Consider the following 16,750-nt stretch of genomic DNA (forward strand, 5'->3'; position numbering starts at 1 on the left):
GCGGCACGTGCCTTGGCCACCTCTTCCTTGCTGATCTGGCCACCCGGGTTGCCCCAGCTGTTCAGCACGTAGGTCAGGATGTTCGCCACCTCGTCGTCGTTGAGCTGGCTCATCGGCGGCATCACCGAGTCGTACTCGTGCCCGTTCACCGTGACCTTGCCGGTCAGGCCGTGGGTGACGATGGTCATCGCCCGCTTCGGATCGGCCGCCAGGAAGTCCGACTTCGCCAGCGGCGGGAACACGTTGGCCAAGCCTTCGCCGTTGGCCTGGTGGCAGACCGAGCAGGTGCCGGTGAACAGCTGCTTGCCCGCGGCGATCTGCTCTTCCTTGGTCAGCGTGCCGGCCGCATGCGCCTTGGCTGCCGTGGTCACCGCCTTCAGGTTCGGCTCCGAGCGGTCGCCCAGGTAGACCGAGTCCACTTCCTTGCCCGAGTAGATCGACTTGTCTTCCGGGCCATCCACCTTGAGGATGCCCAGCGCGCCCTTGTTGAAGGCGCGGAAGATCGAGTGGTCGACCAGCACGTAGCTGCCCGGCACGTCGGTGTGGAATTCCACGATCGCCGCGCCGCCGGACGGGATCAGCGTGGTCTGCACGTTGTGCTGCGCCACCGTGCCGCCTTCGGGCTGCACCTTGTCGAAGATCTCGCCGATCACGTGGAAGCTCGACACCAGGTTCGGACCGCCGTTGCCCACGAACAGGCGCACCGTCTCGTTGGTCTTGGCGGTCAGCGCGTTGTCGCCGGTGAGCGCGCCTTCCTTGCCGTTGAACAGCACATAGGTCGGGTTCTCGTCGATCGCCTTCTCCATGTCGAACGGCTGCAGGCCCTTCTGCCGGTACTTGCCGGTGGTATAGAAGTCGCCCTGCATCACGTAATACTCGTGGTCGACCGGGCTCAGGCCCTCCGGCGGCTCGACCAGGATCAGGCCGTACATGCCGTTGGCGATGTGCATGCCCACCGGCGCGGTGGCGCAGTGGTAGACGAAGATGCCCTGGTTCAGCGCCTTGAAGGTGAACTGCGATTCGTGGCCCGGCGCGGTGAAGCTGGAGGCCGCACCGCCGCCCGGACCGGTCACCCCGTGCAGGTCGATGTTGTGCGGCATCTTGCTGTCCGGCGCGTTCTTCAAGTGGAACTCCACCGTATCGCCCTGGCGCACCCGGATGAAGCTGCCCGGCACGGTGCCACCGAAGGTCCAGAAGGTGTAGCTGACGCCTTCGGAAATCGGCATCTCCTTCTCGACCACTTCCAGCTCGACGATGACTTTCGCCGGATGGTTGCGATGGATCGGTGGCGGCACGTGCGGCGGGCTGGTCAGCACCGCGTGGATCGGCTCGCCCTGGGGCGGACCGAAGTCGCCGTGAATCGAGGCGGCAGGGGCCGCAGCGGCCGGAGCAGCACCGGCGGTGGCCTGCGGCTTGCCGGAGCAGGCCGCCAGCGTGAACAGCGCCGCCGTGGCGAGAAGGAATAGACCTGGACGTGACATGGACGCTCTCCGTTGGTTCTTGCGATTGCAAGCCTAGGCTATCTGACGGACGCCCATGTGACGTGAGTCAATTGTCGGGTCTTCTCGACCCGACTGCGTCACCCCGCCACGGCGGAGCCTGGCCCGCCCAGGCCAGCCTGCCAGGCGAGCGCGCTCAACCGGGCTTGCCGTCCGCCCGCGGCGTCAGGTAGATCCACGCCGAACGCAGCACCCACGGCAGGAAGGCCAGCAGCCAGCCGTAGGCGGCCATCACCAGCCACAGGTAGACGTCGCCACCCAGTTCGGCACGAATGCGCAGCAGGGTCACCACCTGCAACAAGGCGAAGCACAGCCACGCGACCTTGCCCATCTGCATCGGTCGACCGGAGTGGCCCTGGGTGACCCGGGTGACCATCGCCACCAGCATCGAGCCGAAGAAACCGATGCCCAGCGCATGCAGCGGGGCGCGACCCAGGATCAGCTGCCCGCTCAGGGCGTGCACCACGTCCTGGATGGCGAACAGCGCGAACGCCACCGGCAACCAGGCAAACGCCAGGTGCAACACCGCGAGAATGCCCGGGTGCATCGCCTTCCATGGCCGCCAACGCAGCGAGTGCCAGGCAAACACCAGCGCCAGCGGAATGTCGACCACCCACAGCCAGTCCAGCACGCCACGCCAGTCCAGCAGCAGGTGGGCCAGCAACAGCACCCACACCACCGGCATGCTCCAGTCCGGCCGGATCACGTCATATCCCTTCACCATGTTGCCGGTGAAGAACGGCAGCATGCGGTGCATCACCGAGAAATAGATCGGCAGCAGCAGGCCGAAGGTGCCCAGCTTGATCGCCAGCAGCGCGCATTCGGCCGGTGCGCCGAACAGATACGCCAGGAAGATCGCCAGCCCCAGCGTGCCCAGGCACAGCGCCGCGAGGCAGGAGCGCGCGTGGCCCTTGCGCTCGGCCACCGAAGCACGCAACACGCCGGCCAGCGTCACGACGCCGAGCAGATAGCCCGCCAGCATCACCGCGATGCCCAGCTTGAGCAGCCATCCCAGGTCGAGCAGGCCCGCATTCGCCAGCACGTAACCGCCGAAGACCGCGCCGGCGACCGGCAGGAAGCGCGTGCGCGGCAGATCGGGGCGGCCCAGCCACTTGGGAAACGTGGTCATCAGGAAGCCGAACATGAACAGCGGAAACAGGCCGTACTGGATCAGCATCGCGTGCGCCCAGCCCGGCGGGATCGTGGGCTGCGGCCAGCCGGCCAGGCCGAAGCGCATCCAGGTCAGCTCCACCGCCCACCACGCCATGCTCAGCAGCACCGCGACCGTGCCGGCCAGGAACAGCGGCCGATGCGGCGCGGTGGCCAGCAGGCGGGCGGCCTCGGCGAACGCCGGCGGCGTGTTGCCGGCAGATGGCGAATCAGACATGGCGTGTCCACACGAATGCGAATGATTCCCCATGCTGCCACAGCGCCTTCGCCGGCAACCATGACATGCATCAACCACGCCCCGCGGCATGGCCGGCGCTTCAGCGAATCATCGGGTCGGGCCATGCCCGGACGGCATCCCGCCCCAGCTCAATCCGGCAACAGGGCTTCGCCGATCTTGCGCAGCGCCGCCACATTCAGCAGCTCCAGCTCGCGTCCCTCGATCGCGATCAGCTTCTGCGCGCGGAAGCGGCTCAGCACGCGGCTGACGGTTTCCGCTGCCAGCCGCAGGTAGTTGGCGATGTCGCCACGCGACATGCTCAAGTGGAACTGGGCGCCGGAGAAACCCCGCACCGCGTAGCGGTTGCCCAGGTCGAGCAGGAAAGCGGCGACGCGCTCGTCGGCGCTGTGGTCGCCGGCCAGCAGGCTGGCCGTGCCCAGTTCCTTGCTCAGCATGCGGAACAGGTGCTGCTGCACGGCCGGCACGCGCGAGGCCAGCGCGCTCATCGCGGGGAACGAGAAACGGCAGAAATACGCCGTGTCCAGCGCCACCGCGTCACAGGGGAAATGCTCGGGATAGATCGCGTTGAGGCCGATCACCTCCCCCGGCAGATAGAAGCCCAGCACCTGCTCGCGGCCTTCCTTGTCGACCATGCGCGTCTTCACCGTGCCCGAACGCACCGCGAAGATCGCCCGGAACGGATCGCCGGTACGGAAGATGTGCTCGCCGACGCGGAACGGCCCGACGTGCTCGACCAGGCATTGCAGCTCGGCCAACTCGGGCTTGTCGTAGCCGGCGGCGATGCACGCGCTGGAAAACGCGCAGGTACCGCAGAAGCGCGTTTCATCGCCGTCGTCGGCAATCGGGCTACGCGGCTCGGGCAGGCGACCTGGCCGGCCTGGCGTGGGCTTGAATTGCATGATTGTGATGAGGCCGGGTTGGGGCTGCGTCGTCGTCGATCAGATCACGCGCGAGAAACGCGGTGCCTGTGCCGCTTCGTCCAGATAGGCGTCGAAGCACATGGCGATGATACGCAACAGCAACCTTCCCCGCGAGGTGACCCGAATCTCGCGGTCACTTTCCAGCACCAGGCCATCGGCGACCAGCGCCTGCAGCCGCTGGCGTTCACGCATGAAATATTCGTCGAACACCAGCCGGTGACGCGCCCCGAAGCCGTGCTTGTCCAGCACGCCGTGGCACATCAGTTCGTTGATCAGCTCGCGGCGGATCAGGTCGTCCTCGTCCAGTTGCAGGCCGCGCATCAGCGGCAGGCGGCCCGCATCCAGCGCCGCGTAGTAGCCGACCAGATCACGCGCGTTCTGCGTGTAGCTGTCGCCGATGCGACCGATCGCACTGACGCCCAGGCCCACGATGTCGCAGTCGCCGTGGGTGGAGTAGCCCTGGAAATTGCGCTGCAGGGTGCCCGCGCGCTGCGCCAGCACCAGCTCGTCGCTGGCCTTGGCGAAGTGGTCCATGCCGACGTAGACGTAGCCGGCGGCGGACAGGTGCTCCAGCGCGCGGCCGAACAGCGCCAGCCGGGTCGCGGCATCGGGCAGGTCGGCGGCGTCGATCTGCCGCTGCGCCTTGAACATCTCCGGCAGGTGCGCGTAGCCGTAGACCGCCACCCGGTCGGGGTTGAGCGCCACGATCTGGTCCAGCGTGCGGCTGAAGCCGGCCACGGTCTGGAACGGCAGGCCGTAGATCAGGTCGACGCTGGACGAGCGGAACGACGATTCGCGCGCGGCGTCCAGCACCTCGCGGGTCTGCTCGAAACTCTGGATGCGGTTGACCGCCTGCTGCACCACCGGGTCGAAATCCTGGATGCCGACCGAGATCCGGTTGAAGCCCAGCTGGCCCAGGTTGCGGATGTAGTCACCGTCGGCGAAGCGCGGATCGATTTCGATGCCGTACTCGCGGTCCGCCTCGTGGCTGAAGCTGAAATGCCGCGCCAGCGACTCCAGCAGCTCGCTCATGTGCGCGGTATCGAGGAAGTTCGGCGTACCGCCTCCGAAGTGCAGCTGGCGAACCGGGCGGTCGCGGTCGAACAGCGGCGCGATCAGCTCGATCTCGCGATACAGCCGTTCGAGGTAGCGATCGGCCTGGGTCACGTCGCGGGTGATCACCCGGTTGCAACCGCAGTAGAAGCACGGACTCATGCAGAACGGCACGTGCACGTAAAGCGACAGCGGCCGCGGGATCGGCTCCTCGTTGGAGGCACGGATCACGCCGCGCAACACCGTTTCGTCGAAGTCGGGCTTGAACTGCGGCGCGGTCGGGTAGCTGGTGTAGCGCGGACCGGCCATGTCGTAACGGGCGATCAGCGCCGGGTCGAATTCGGGAGTGCTTATGGGAATGGCCATGGAGCGAGTCTGTCCCCGCGCCCATCCGGCTGCCTTGATCCGGATCAATTGCGCCATCGGCCGCGACGCCACGCCGCAGCCGCCAGCGCTGCCCGACAACTCACGCCTTGTGCGGTTCGACCTGCTGTTCGATCGAGCCGAAGATCGAGGCGCCGCCCGCATCGGTGACGTCGATCTTCAGGCGGTCGCCGAACTTCAGGAACGGCGTGCTGGGATGGCCGTCGCGCAGGGTTTCCACCGTGCGCTGTTCGGCCAGGCACGACGCACCCTTGCCGGTGTCCTCGTTGGCGATGGTGCCGGAGCCCACGATGGTGCCGGCGGTCAGCGGCCGCGTCTTCGCCACGTGGGCGACCAGCTCGGCGAAGCTGAACTGCATGTCCACGCCGCACTCGGCCTCGCCGAACCATGCGCCGTTCAACCACGTGCGCATCGGCAGGTGCAGCTTGTCGCCCTGCCATGCGTCGCCCAGCTCGTCGGGCGTCACCAGCACCGGCGACAGCGCCGAGCGCGGCTTGCTCTGCAGGAAACCGAAGCCCTTGGCCAGCTCGCCCGGGATCAGTCCGCGCAGGCTGACATCGTTGATCAGGCCGACCAGCTGGATGTGCTCCGACGCCTGCGCCGGCGTGGCCGCCATGGGCACGTCATCGGTGACCACCACCACCTCGGCTTCCAGATCGATGCCGAAATCCTCGCTGGGCACCACCACCGGATCGCGCGGACCCAGGAAGCCGGCGCTGGTCGCCTGGTACATCAGCGGGTCGGTGTAGAACGACTTCGGCACCTCGGCGCCGCGGGCGCGGCGCACGCGCTCGACATGCGGCAGGTAGGCCGAGCCGTCGACGAATTCATAGGCGCGCGGCAGCGGCGAGGCCAGCGCGTGCATGTCCAGCGCGAAGGCATCGGCGGCGTTGCCGGCGTTCAGATCCTCCGACAGCGCATTGAGCCGCGGCGCGGCGTTCGACCAGTCGTCCAGCGCCGCCTGCAGCGTCGGCGCGATGGCGCTTGCCTTCACGGCGCGGGCGAGGTCGCGACTGACCACGATCAGCGTGCCGTCGCGGCCGCCTTCCTTGAGACTTGCGAGTTTCATGGGTTATTCCGCTCTTCTGAAGAGTCCGCCATGGATGGCGGTTTTGTTCTTTGCCGTCAAGGAGGACGGCACCAGTCAATATCAACTACAGCCTTCCACGTAATCGACCTGCGGCGGCACACCCACGCGCCATCGCGTCACCTTGCCATGTTCGTCGGTTTCAAACAGCAACACGCCGTCACCTTGCGGCGCGGCGATGCGCAGGTACTTTGCGCCATCGACATACTTGTGCGGCTGCGCCGCGACATGCGTTCCGTACAGCGCGCGGATCTGCGCCTCGTCCATGCCGACCTTGCCACCGCCGGGCGCGAGCTCTTTCGCGCTGCCGACGTCGTAGCGCACGAAATGGCCGGCTTCGAACATGAAGGCAACATCCCGCGGCGACTTCGCCCCGGTCGGGGTCTTGTAGAAGCACGTTGAACCCTGCTCCTGCACACCTTTCAGCTCACCGCCCCAAGCGGTATTCGAGCTGGCCTTATTGGAGCTGGCCTTGTCGAAGCTGGCCTCGTCCATGCCGAAACGCAGGTCGCCGTAACCGTCGTAGCGGGCCATCGTTTCGGCGGCGCTCGTTGCCGGCACGCTCGTGGCAATGGCCGGGCGGACGCTCGACGCGGCGACAGGCGGGGCCTCCGCTGTCGACGGCGCCGCCGGGTCCGCCTGGCCGCACCCGGCCAGCGCCAGCACCGCGGCCACGGTCAGCGCATGGCATTTCACGCCTTGCAGCCTGCATCGAAGTGTTTCGCGATGCCCTGCCAGCACTCGTGGTAATTCTTCTGCAATTGCGGCGCGTCCAGCGCCTGTTGCGTGGGACGGATCACCTTGCGCGTCTCGAACATGAAGGCCATGGTGCCGCCGATCACGTCGGGCCTGGACAGGTCGGCGTTCGAGGCCTTCTCGAACGTGGCCGCATCCGGGCCGTGCCCGCTCATGCAGTTGTGCAGCGAGGCGCCGCCCGGCACGAAGCCCTCGGCCTTGGCGTCGTACACGCCGGTGATCAGGCCCATGAACTCGCTGGCCACGTTGCGATGGAACCAGGGCGGACGGAACGTGTGCTGCGCCACCAACCAGCGCGGCGGAAAGATCGCGAAGTCGATGTTCGCCGTGCCGACGGTGTCGCTGGGCGAGGTCAGCACGGTGAAGATCGATGGATCGGGATGGTCGACGCTGATCGAGCCGATCGTGTTGAAGCGGCGCAGGTCGTACTTGTACGGCGCGTAGTTGCCGTGCCAACCGACCACGTCCAGCGGCGAATGACCGATCTTTGCCGACCACAGCCCGCCCTGGAATTTCGCCACCAGCTCGAATGCGCCCTCGATGTCCTCGTACGCCGCCTCCGGGGTGAGGAAATCGCGGGCATTGGCCAGGCAGTTCGAGCCGATCGGGCCCAGATCCGGCAGGCGTAACAGGGCGCCGAAGTTCTCGCAGACATAACCGCGGGCCACTCCTGCGCTTCCTGCGCCCGTGGCACTCGCACTTCCATGTGCGTCGGCGTCGCCGTCGGGCAGGTCGACGCGGAAACGCACGCCGCGCGGAATCACCGCGATCTCCTGCGGCTCCAGCTCGATCACGCCCAGCTCGGTGGCCAGCCGCAACCGGCCCTGCTGCGGCACGATCAGCAGCTCGCCGTCGGCGTCGTAGAAGAAGCGCCCCTGCATCGAGCGATTGGCCGTATAGACGTGGATACCGATGCCACCCTGCTCGGCCGGGCCGCCATTGCCGGCCAGGGTCACCAGGCCATCGATGAAATCCGTCGGCTGCGTCGGCAGCGGCAGCGGGTCCCAGCGCAACTGGTTCGGCGTGGCCGGCGCCTCGTCGAAACGATTGTGGAAGGTGGCATGCGCCAGCGGCTGGAACGGCTCGTGCACCGCCGCCGGGCGAATCCGGTACAGCCAGCTGCGCCGGTTGCTATGACGCGGCGCGGTGAACGCGGTGCCCGACAACTGCTCCGCGTACAGGCCGTGGGCCACGCGCTGCGGCGAATTCTGGCCGACCGGCAAGGTGCCGGCGATCGCCTCGCTGGCAAACTCGTTGCCGAAACCCGACTGGTAGCCCTTGCTGACATCGATCGCCATGAGGAGAGACCCTTAGAGGAAACCGCGCTTCATCTGGTCGCGCTCGATGCTCTCGAACAGCGCCTGGAAATTGCCTTCGCCGAAACCCTCGTTGCCCTTGCGCTGGATGATCTCGAAGAAGATCGGGCCGATGTTGTTCTGGGTGAAGATCTGCAGCAGCTTGCGCTGCTTGGTTTCCATGTCGGCGTCGATCAGGATCTTGTTCTTCGCCAGCCGCGCCACGTCTTCGCCATGGTTCGGCACGCGCACGTCGATCACCTCGAAGTAGGAGTCCGGGGTGTCGAGGAATTCCACGCCGGCGGCGCGCATCTTTTCCACCGTGTCGTAGATGTCGTCGGTGAAGCAGGCGATGTGCTGGATGCCTTCGCCGTGGTAGGCGTCGAGGTATTCGTTGATCTGGCTCTTCGGGTCATTCGACTCGTTGAGCGGAATGCGCACGATGCCGTCCGGCGCGGTCATCGCCTTGGACACCAGGCCGGTCTTCGCGCCCTTGATGTCGAAGTAGCGGATCTCGCGGAAGTTGAACAGGCGCTCGTAGTAGTCCGACCACTTCTGCATGTTGCCGAAGTACAGGTTGTGGGTCAGGTGGTCGATGAAGGTGAGTCCGAAGCCGGCCGGGTTCTGTTCGGCACCGGCAATCGGCTCGTAGTCGGCGTCGTAGATGCTGCCGGCGCTGCCGTAGCGATCGACCAGGTACAGCATGCAGTCGCCGATGCCCTTGATCACCGGCGCGCCGACCGCCCTGCTGTCGACCTTGTCGGTCACCGCCTCGCCGCCGTTGCCGAGCACCGTGGCGAGCACTTCGGCCGCGGGCTTCCTGAAACGGATCGCGAAGCCGCATGCGCTGGGGCCGTGCTTGTCGGCGAAGTCGGCAGCGAACGAATCGGGGTCTTCGTTGACCAGGAAGTTCACGCCGTTCTGGCGGTACACGGTGATCGGCCGCGACTTGTGCTTCAGCGCGGCGCTGAAACCCATCCGCTTGAACAGGTCGTGCAGTTCGTCGGCGCGACCGGCCGGGGCGGCGAATTCGACGAATTCGAAACCGTCGATACCCATCGGGTTTTCGAACGTGGTGACCTGCATGCCAAGGTTCGGCTGGGCGTTCATGGCGCTCTCCTGTGTGTCGGTGCACGATGGCAGCGCGTGAGCGTGCCACCATCGTCGGTAACCCCACGTTATAGTTTCATGTGTAACCATTTGCAAGGATTGTCGCCGCATGCCCGTCAAACGCAAGTCAGCCCCTGCCACCGCCGAGCACGCCCCGCTGCAGCTGGAGCATTTCCTGCCGTACCGGCTGTCGATCCTGTCCAACACGATCAGCCAGGCGATCGCCGACGACTACCAGCGTCGCTACGACATCTCGGTGACGGAGTGGCGGGTGATGGCGGTGCTGGCGCGCTTCGAGGGTTTGTCGGCACGCGAGGTGGCCGAGCGCACGGCGATGGACAAGGTGGCGGTAAGCCGTGCGCTGGCCCGGCTGGTCGAGGCCGGCCGGGTCGACCGGGCCACCCACGACAACGACAAGCGCCGCTCGGTGCTGAGCCTCACCGAAGCGGGCTGGGCCATGCACGACGAAGTGGCGCCGATGGCACGTGCCCGCGAACGCGAGGTGCTGGCGAAGCTCGATGTCGAGGAGCAGCGCTGGCTGACCCGGATACTGGACAAGCTGCAGGAGGCGGGGAACGGGGAACGGGGCGCGGGGAACGGGAGCTGAAAAGCCGGGCCCCGACGCGCGAAGCTCTTGCTGTTCCCCGTTCCCGCTTTCGCCCTACCTCACCCCGTGCATCAGCTTGTTGATCAGCGGGGCGATCAGGAACAGCAGCACGCCGCCGCCCAGCAAGATCCAGAAGCCGGAGGTGTAGCCGGACAACGCCGAGTCCACGGTCATGCCGCTGTCGCCGCTGACGTGGGCGGCGAACAGGCCGGCCAGGTTGTTGCCGATCGCGGTGGACAGGAACCAGCCGCCCATGCCCAGCCCGACCAGGCGCACCGGCGCCAGCTTGGTCACCATCGACAGGCCGATCGGCGACAGGCACAGCTCGCCGGCCGTCTGCAGCACGTAGCACAGCACCAGGGTCCACAGCGGGATCATGCCGTCGCCACCGACCAGCCGCGACAGCGCATACATCAGCACCGCGAAGCCCAGCGCGTTGCCGATCAACCCCAGCCCGAACTTGCGCGGGATCGAGGGTTCAATGCGCCGCTTGTCCAGCCAGCCCCACGTCATCGCCACCAGCGGCGCCAGCAGCACGATCGCCACCGGGTTCACCGACTGGAACCAGCCGACCGGGAACTCCCAGCCCGCCAGGTTGCGATCCACGATGTGCTGGGCCAGGAAGTTGAACGAACTGCCGGCCTGTTCGAAGAACATCCAGAACAGCACGTTGAAGGTGAAGATGATCAGCATCGCGATCACCCGCTGGATCTGCACGCGTCCGGTGCGGATCGCCTCGATCACCAGCATCACGCCCACGCCGACGAACAGCGCGGTCAGCAGCCACTGGATCGCCACCGCACCGGCCCGGTCCATCAGCAGGTAGACCAGCGGAATGGCCACCAGCACGCCGAGGGCCACGTACACCACGCGCATCGGGTTGGCGATTTCCGGTGCCGGCTGGCCGACCGGGCCGAGCTGGCGACGACCGAACCAGAACCACACCAGGCTGATCAGCATGCCCACGCCCGACGCGGCGAAGACCACGTGGTAGTTGTCGTGTTGCGGCGTGCCGAAGACGCGTTCGGCCAGGTAGCTGGTCAGGATCGGCGCAATCAGCGCACCCGCGTTGATGCCCATGTAGAACAGCGTGAAGCCGCGGTCGCGGCGCGAGTCACCGGTGGCGTACAGCTGGCCCACCATCGAGGAGATGTTCGGCTTGAACAGGCCGTTGCCCACGATGACGGTAGCCAGGCCCAGCATGAAGATCTCGTGCTGGGGCACCATCACCATGAACAGGCCCGCAGCCATCACCACCGCACCCAGCAGGATCGAGCGCTGGTAGCCAATGATCTTGTCCGCCACGTAGCCGCCGAACACCGCGGTGGCATAGACCAGCGCCAGGTAGGCGCCATAGGTGCGGCTGGCCGAAGCCTGGCCGGCTTCGTCGCCGTTGAAGAACTGCGCCACGATGTACAGCGTGAGCGCCCAGCGCATGCCGTAGAACGCGAAGCGCTCCCAGAACTCCGACATGAACAGCATCCACAACGGACGCGGGTGCCCCAGCATTTGCGGATAGTCGGGTACCGGCTTCGCGTCGCCGGCGAGTGTGCTGTTGCTCATGCCTTGCCCCTGTGCCCATCGGTGGTTCGCAGGTTATTGCGAACGGCCAGATGTAACCGGCGGCTCCGCATCCGTCAAATGCGCTGCAGCACGCGGCCCGGGGAAAACCGCGAGCCGCCGGGGCCGGACGGCTTCAGCGCACGCCGTGCATCAGCCGGTTGATCAAGGGCGAAATCAGCAGCAACAACACGCCGGCACCGGCCAGCAGCCAGAAGCTGAAGGTGAAGCCGCCCAGTGCGGAGGCGGCGGTCATCCCGTTGTCGCCGCTGATCCTGCCGGCCAGCAGGCCGGACAGGTTGCCGCCCACCGCCAGCGACAGGAACCAGCCGCCCATCGCCAGGCCGACCAGTCGCGGCGGCGCCAGCTTGGTCACCATCGACAGGCCGATCGGCGACAGGCACAGCTCGCCCACCGTCTGCAGCACGTAGCACAGCACCAGCGGCCAGAACGGAATCAGCCCCTGCACATCGAGCAGGCGCGACAGCGCGTACATCAGCACCGCAAAACCCAGGCCGTTGAAGATCAGGCCCAGGCCGAACTTGCGCGGGATCGACGGCTCGCTCCTGCGCGACGCCAGGAAAGCCCAGACCACGGTGACCACGGGCGCCAGCACGATGATCGCCAGCGGACTGACCGATTGGAACCAGCCCACCGGGAAGATCCAGCCACCGAACATCTGCCGGTCGACCAGGTTCTCGGCGAGGAAATTGAACGAGGTGCCCAGCTGGAAGTAGAACATCCAGAACAGGATGTTGAAGGCGAAGATGATCAGCATCGCCACCACCCGGTCGACCTGCACCCGGTCGTGCCTGACCGCCTCGACCAGCAGCATCACCGCCACCGCGACGAACAATGCGCCGAGCATCCAGGACAGGCCGGTGGTGACGAAGGCCAGCAGCAGGTACACCAGCGGCACCGCGACGACCATGCCCAGCAGCACCCACACCACGCGCATGCGGCCGGCCGCTTCCGGCGCGGGTCGGCCCACGCCCTTCAGGCCGCGCCGACCGAACCAGAACCACAGCAGGCTGAGCAGCATGCCCACGCCGGCCGCGCCGAACACGATGCGGTAGTTCTGCTGCATCGGCGTGTCGGTGAAATGGCCGGCCATCCAGCCGGTCAGCAGCGGCGCCAGCAGCGCGCCGCCGTTGATGCCCATGTAGAACAGGGTGAAGCCGCGATCGCGGCGCGGATCGTCGCGCCCGTACAACTGCCCGACCATGGTGGAGATGTTCGGCTTGAACAGCCCGTTGCCCACGATCACCATCGCCAGGCCGAGCAGGAAGACACCGCGGCTGGGCAGCATCACCACGAACAGGCCCAGCGCCATCATCAGCGCGCCCAGCAGGATCGAGCGCTGATAGCCGATCACCCGATCCGCCACGTAGCCGCCGAAGATGCTGGAGGCGTAGATCAGCGCCGTGTATGCACCGAAGATGCTGGCGGCCCACGCCTGGCCGGAGGCATCGCCGTGGTAGAAGTGCGCCACGATGTACAACGCCAGCGCCCAGCTCACGCTGTAGAACGCGAAGCGCTCCCAGAACTCGGTCATGAACAGCATCCACAGCGGGCGCGGATGCCCCAGCGTCTGCGGGTACTCGGGTGTGGCGCTGGGCTGGACGGCTTCGTTCATGGGTGCTCCCGGATTTCAGGTGGCACATCATGACGGGATTCAGGCCGGGCTGCGCAAGCGGCAGGCGATTCGCTCAGCTGCCCAGCACGGTACGCACGTCCAGCAGTTCCGGGAAGAATTCCAGATCGAGCGCCTTCTTCAGGAAGCTCACCCCGGACGAACCGCCGGTGCCGCGGCGATGGCCGATGATGCGCTCCACCGTCTTCATGTGGCGGAAACGCCAGAGCTGGAAGCTCTCCTCCACGTCCACCAGCTGTTCGCACATGTGGTATTCGGGCCAGAACTCCGCGCGGTCCTCGTAGATGCGCTTGAGCACCGGCAGCAGCGCCTCGTTGCGACGGTACGCCCGCGTCCAGTCGCGCTCCAGCAACTCGGCCGGCACCGCGTGGCCACGCCGCGCCAGGTAGCGCAGGAATTCGTCATACAGGCCGGGCGCCTCCAGTACCGCGCGCAACTCTGCCTGCGCAGCCGGATCGTGCGCGAACACCTTGAGCATGTCGGCGTTCTTGTTGCCCAGCAGGAATTCGATCTGGCGATACTGCAACGACTGGAACCCGGACGACGGGCCCAGCACGCCGCGGAACTCCAGGTACTCCGCCGGCGTCAGCGTCTCCAGCACCGCCCACTGCTCGAACAGCTGGCGCTGCACCTGCTTCACCCGCGCCAGGATCTTCAGGCAGGCATCGATGTCATCGGCCTGCAGGTGCAGCACCGCTGCCTTCAGCTCGTGGATCAGCAGCTTCATCCACAACTCGGAGACGTGGTGCTGCACGATGAACAGCATCTCGTCGTGATGCGGCGGCTGGCTCAGCGGCTGCTGTGCCGACAGCAAGGTGTCCAGATGCAGATAGCCGCCGTAGGTGATCTGTCCGTTGAGATCGGTCTGGATGCCGGCTTCGAGATCGCGCTGGTTGTCGGTCATGGTGTTCCGTCACGTTTCCGGAAAATGGCCATGGTAACGGCTGCCGCCCGGTCAGTCCCTGACCCGGGACATGGGGCGCGTCCTGGACACCTCGAATACTTGGCAACAGTCGCGGGGGACCCGCTTTACGGCGCGTTTGACGTTCCGGGAAGCCGCGCGACAAGCCCGTCCGTACGCCCACGAATGCTGCGCTGTACCTTGCAGCGCAACATGCCCGCCTGTTATCAAGCGCGGTCTTGTTCGGTCGTTTGTGTGCCCGAGGATGCGTCGAGGGCACGCCATCAACCAGGTTTTTCCCTCTCTTCCTCACCCCGGAGCGAGTCGTGACCATCGCCGCCAAGTTTGAAATCGAATACCTGCAATACCTCGACGCCGAGGGCAAGCAGGTCCGTGACGATCTGCCCGAGTTCGCCAAGGACCTCGAGCACATGGTCAAGCTGTACAAGCTGATGCTGTCGACCCGCGTGTTCGACGCCAAGTCGATCGCGCTGCAGCGCACCGGCAAGCTGGGCACCTACGCCAGCTGCCTGGGCCATGAAGCGGCGCACGTCGGCATCGGCAGCGCGATGCGTCCCGAGGACGTCTACGCGCCGAGCTACCGCGAGTACGGCGCGCAGCTGTATCGCGGCGTGCAGCCGCGCGAGGTCTACATGTACTGGGGCGGCGACGAGCGCGGCAACGATTACCAGCAGGAACCGGCGCGGCACGACTTCGCCTGGTCGGTGCCGATCGCCACGCAGTGCCTGCATGCGGCCGGCACCGCGCTGGCGTTCAAGATCCGCGGCGAGAAGCGCGTGGCGGTGTGCACCATCGGCGACGGCGGTTCGTCCAAGGGCGACTTCTACGGCGCCATCAACATCGCCGGCGCGCAGAACCTGCCGCTGGTCGCGGTGATCGTCAACAACCAGTGGGCGATCTCGGTGCCGCGCAAGATCCAGTCCGGCGCGCCGACGCTGGCGCAGAAGGGCATCGCCGCGGGCCTGTTCTCGATCCAGGTCGACGGCAACGACATCATCGCGGTGCGCAAGGCGATGGAAGACGCGCTGGAGCGCGCACGCAACGGCGAAGGCGGCAGCGTGCTGGAACTGGTCACCTATCGTCTGGGCGACCACACCACCGCCGACGACGCCCGTCGCTATCGCGGCGAGCAGGAAGTGAAGGACGGCTGGGAAAAGGAGCCGATGAAGCGCCTGCGCCACTGGCTGGTGGCCAAGGGCGTGTGGGACGACGCGAAGGAAGAAGCCTGGAAGGCCGAGTGCGACGACTGGATGGACAACGAGGTGAATGCCTACCTCGAGACCAAAACCCAGCCGGTCTCGGCGATGTTCGACTACATCTTCGCCGAAATCCCCGCCGATCTCGCCAAGCAGCGCGATTACGTCCTGTCGCTTGAAAACAAGGGTCATTGAGTCATGGCACAAATCACTCTCATCGAAGCCGTCACCCAGGCGCTCGCCTATGAAATGGCGCACGACGATTCCGTCGTGGTGCTGGGCGAAGACGTCGGCGTCAACGGCGGCGTGTTCCGCGCCACCCAGGGCCTGCAGGAGAAGTTCGGCGAACTGCGCGTGCTGGACACGCCGCTGGACGAAACCACCATCGCCGGCGTCACCGTCGGCCTCGCCGTGGCCGGCATGAAGCCGGTCGCCGAGGCGCAGTTCGAAGGCTTCATCTACCCGATGATGGAGCAGATCGCCTGCCATGCCGCGCGCATGCGCAACCGCACCCGCGGCCGCCTGACCGTGCCGGCCGTGTGGCGCGCGCCGTGGGGCGGCGGCATCCGCGCACCGGAGCATCACTCCGAAGCGAACGAGCACCTGTTCACCAACATCCCCGGGCTGCGCGTGGTGATGCCGTCCTCGCCCGCGCGTGCCTACGGCCTGCTGCTGGCGGCGATCCGCGATCCCGATCCGGTGATGTTCTTCGAGCCCAAGCGCATCTATCGCCAGTACAAGGAAGAAGTGCCGGACGACGGCGAGGCGCTGCCGCTGGACGTGTGCTTCGTGCTGCGCGACGGCACCGACGTGACCCTGGTGAGCTGGGGCGCACAGGTGAAGGAAGCGCTGGAAGCGGCCGACGCACTGGCCGCCGAAGGCATCAGCGCCGAAGTGATCGACGTGGCCACGCTGACCCCGCTGGACTTCGACACCATCGCCGAATCGGTGCAGAAGACCGGCCGTTGCGTGATCGTGCACGAAGCTCCGAAGACCGCCGGCTTCGGCGCCGAGATCGCCGCCCGCCTGGCCGAGGAATGCATGTACGACCTGCTCGCCCCGGTCGAACGCGTCACCGGCTTCGACACCCACATCCCGCTGTTCCGCCTGGAAATGAAATACCTGCCGAACGTGGAACGCGTCGTCGACGCGGCGAAGCGTACGTTGGCGGCAAGCTGACGCCCTTGCTCCTCCCCCTGCTTGCAGGGGGAGGCTGGGAGGGGGTAAAGCTCTTGATCTGAAGCCCGGATCAAGAGCACCCCACCCCAACCCCCCCTGCAAGCAGGGGAGGGAGCAAAC

At 66.5% G+C, this 16,750-nt stretch carries 14 protein-coding genes; 3 read left to right on the top strand and 11 right to left on the bottom strand.

From position 1 onward, the window contains the following. The 8 genes from nirK to hppD form a co-directional block, all read right to left on the bottom strand. Positions 1-1,481, bottom strand: a 1,481-nt coding sequence (gene nirK / locus UU7_RS10870) for a copper-containing nitrite reductase (protein WP_007808207.1), incomplete at its 3' end; no start/stop codon positions are given. A gap of 154 nt (positions 1,482-1,635) precedes the next feature. Next, positions 1,636-2,886 carry an NnrS family protein gene (locus tag UU7_RS10875; protein ID WP_007808208.1) on the bottom strand — a complete coding sequence of 417 codons (1,251 nt, stop codon included), beginning with the start codon at positions 2,884-2,886 and terminating at the stop codon, positions 1,636-1,638. A gap of 149 nt (positions 2,887-3,035) precedes the next feature. Next, positions 3,036-3,806, bottom strand: a complete 771-nt coding sequence (locus UU7_RS10880) for a helix-turn-helix domain-containing protein (protein WP_007808209.1) — start codon at positions 3,804-3,806, stop codon at positions 3,036-3,038. A gap of 39 nt (positions 3,807-3,845) precedes the next feature. Beyond that, positions 3,846-5,246 (bottom strand): oxygen-independent coproporphyrinogen III oxidase, encoded by a 1,401-nt coding sequence (gene hemN, locus UU7_RS10885; RefSeq protein ID WP_007808210.1) that lies wholly within the window; start codon positions 5,244-5,246, stop codon positions 3,846-3,848. 100 nt (positions 5,247-5,346) lie between these two features. Further along, positions 5,347-6,333 (bottom strand): fumarylacetoacetate hydrolase family protein, encoded by a 987-nt coding sequence (locus UU7_RS10890; protein ID WP_007808211.1) that lies wholly within the window; start codon positions 6,331-6,333, stop codon positions 5,347-5,349. Positions 6,334-6,414: 81 nt separating this feature from the next. Next, a complete protein-coding gene (locus UU7_RS10895; RefSeq protein ID WP_040673314.1) occupies positions 6,415-7,026 on the bottom strand; it encodes a hypothetical protein in 612 nt (203 codons plus the stop codon). Between the two features lie 17 nt (positions 7,027-7,043). Then, entirely contained in the window at positions 7,044-8,405 is a 1,362-nt protein-coding gene (gene hmgA, locus UU7_RS10900; RefSeq protein WP_007808218.1) for a homogentisate 1,2-dioxygenase, read from the bottom strand. A gap of 12 nt (positions 8,406-8,417) precedes the next feature. Beyond that, positions 8,418-9,512 (bottom strand): 4-hydroxyphenylpyruvate dioxygenase, encoded by a 1,095-nt coding sequence (hppD, locus tag UU7_RS10905; RefSeq protein WP_040673301.1) that lies wholly within the window; start codon positions 9,510-9,512, stop codon positions 8,418-8,420. Positions 9,513-9,621: 109 nt separating this feature from the next. Between hppD and UU7_RS10910 the strand changes: the two genes are divergently transcribed. Next, entirely contained in the window at positions 9,622-10,119 is a 498-nt protein-coding gene (locus tag UU7_RS10910) for a MarR family winged helix-turn-helix transcriptional regulator (RefSeq protein WP_007808226.1), read from the top strand. 54 nt (positions 10,120-10,173) lie between these two features. Here the strand turns inward: UU7_RS10910 and UU7_RS10915 are convergent, their stop codons facing one another. The 3 genes from UU7_RS10915 to UU7_RS10925 form a co-directional block, all read right to left on the bottom strand. Further along, positions 10,174-11,682 (bottom strand): peptide MFS transporter, encoded by a 1,509-nt coding sequence (locus UU7_RS10915; RefSeq protein ID WP_007808227.1) that lies wholly within the window; start codon positions 11,680-11,682, stop codon positions 10,174-10,176. Between the two features lie 133 nt (positions 11,683-11,815). Next, positions 11,816-13,315 carry a peptide MFS transporter gene (locus UU7_RS10920; protein WP_007808228.1) on the bottom strand — a complete coding sequence of 500 codons (1,500 nt, stop codon included), beginning with the start codon at positions 13,313-13,315 and terminating at the stop codon, positions 11,816-11,818. 73 nt (positions 13,316-13,388) lie between these two features. Continuing rightward, a complete protein-coding gene (locus tag UU7_RS10925) occupies positions 13,389-14,237 on the bottom strand; it encodes a tryptophan 2,3-dioxygenase (protein WP_007808229.1) in 849 nt (282 codons plus the stop codon). Between the two features lie 323 nt (positions 14,238-14,560). On the opposite strand from UU7_RS10925, the gene pdhA reads away from it, so the two are divergent. Continuing rightward, positions 14,561-15,646: a pyruvate dehydrogenase (acetyl-transferring) E1 component subunit alpha gene (gene pdhA / locus UU7_RS10930; RefSeq protein WP_007808232.1), complete on the top strand. Its 1,086-nt coding sequence runs from the start codon at positions 14,561-14,563 to the stop codon at positions 15,644-15,646. Between the two features lie 3 nt (positions 15,647-15,649). After that, complete coding sequence (locus UU7_RS10935; RefSeq protein WP_007808233.1) at positions 15,650-16,630, top strand: alpha-ketoacid dehydrogenase subunit beta; 981 nt, start codon at positions 15,650-15,652, stop codon at positions 16,628-16,630. The last annotated feature ends 120 nt before the right edge of the window (positions 16,631-16,750 follow it).

This window comes from Rhodanobacter spathiphylli B39 (assembly GCF_000264295.1).
Taxonomy (GTDB): domain Bacteria; phylum Pseudomonadota; class Gammaproteobacteria; order Xanthomonadales; family Rhodanobacteraceae; genus Rhodanobacter; species Rhodanobacter spathiphylli.